This window comes from Oleiphilus sp. HI0080, assembly GCF_001635135.1.
Genome location: NZ_LWFU01001010.1, coordinates 1 through 1,052 on the forward strand (window position 1 = coordinate 1; position 1,052 = coordinate 1,052).

A 1,052-nucleotide genomic window follows, 5' to 3' on the forward strand; every position below is an offset into this window, starting at 1 on the left:
CTGGTGATCGAGGCGAGCGCGAATGGGCTCAGGAGCTTTCGAGTCATGCGGGTAAAATACTTCGATTGCATGATGACGGGCGTATTCCTGAAGATAACCCGTTTTACGCTGTAAAAGGCGCGCAGCCCGAGATCTGGGCATATGGCAACCGAAACCCGCAAGGCATGCATTATGACCTGGAAACCGATGTTCTTTGGTCAATAGAGCATGGGCCGAGAGGTGGTGATGAGGTCAATATCATTCAGCGTGGCGCGAATTATGGTTGGCCCGTTATCTCGTATGGTAAAGAGTATTGGGGCCCCATAGACGTTGGAGAAGGTACGCATCGTGAAGGCATGGAGCAACCGGTCAAGTACTATGTGCCTTCCATCGCGCCAAGCAGCTTGAGTATGTTTGGGAACAAGCTTTATGCTGGTGCGCTGAAGTTGCGTCACGTAAATGTGCTTGTGCTAGATGCATCAATGACGAGAGTGACGGCAGAACAGCGACTGTTCGAAAGTCTTGACGAACGGGTTCGCGATACGGTACTTGGGCCCGATCAGTGGATGTACTTTCTGACCGATTTGGGCAACTTATATCGTTTCGAGCCCTAAAAATCGAAATGTGCTAAGCGCGCACCTTGATGAGTTTCGCTCTGAGAATTTTCAATAAGTCTTCAGTGCGGACTTCAATATCCAGGCCTCTTCGGCCGCCGCTCACTAGCAAGGTTTCTAGGTGCTCTGCGGAGGCATCGACAATCGTCGGTAATCGTTTTTTCTGTCCGAACGGGCTAACACCACCCTTGATATAGCCCGTCGAGCGCTCAGCGTCTTCGACTTTGGCCATGCTTGCCTTCTTCGCGCCCAGTGCTTTTGCGGCACTTTTAAGATTGAGGCTTTCTGCAACAGGGATGATGACGCATGCCAACTTGCTAGCGTCTAGCTCGATGATGAGTGTTTTAAACACTTTCTCTGGATTAAAACCGAGCTTTTCTGCCGCTTCCAAACCGTAGGCACCATGGTTTGGATCATGCTCGTAGGCATGCACGGTATGAGAAATCTTCTGCTTGTTGA

2 protein-coding genes are annotated in these 1,052 nt (G+C 50.6%); one reads left to right on the forward strand and one right to left on the reverse strand.

Annotated elements, in window-relative coordinates; translation table 11 throughout:
* Positions 1 to 593: PQQ-dependent sugar dehydrogenase (locus tag A3751_RS19170; protein ID WP_197466515.1), on the forward strand; the 593-nt coding region annotated here is incomplete at its 5' end.
* A gap of 13 nt (positions 594 to 606) precedes the next feature.
* On the opposite strand, the gene ybaK is transcribed toward A3751_RS19170, so the two are convergent.
* Positions 607 to 1,052 (reverse strand): Cys-tRNA(Pro) deacylase (gene ybaK, locus A3751_RS19175; RefSeq protein WP_369821261.1); only part of this gene is annotated, 446 nt, incomplete at its 5' end.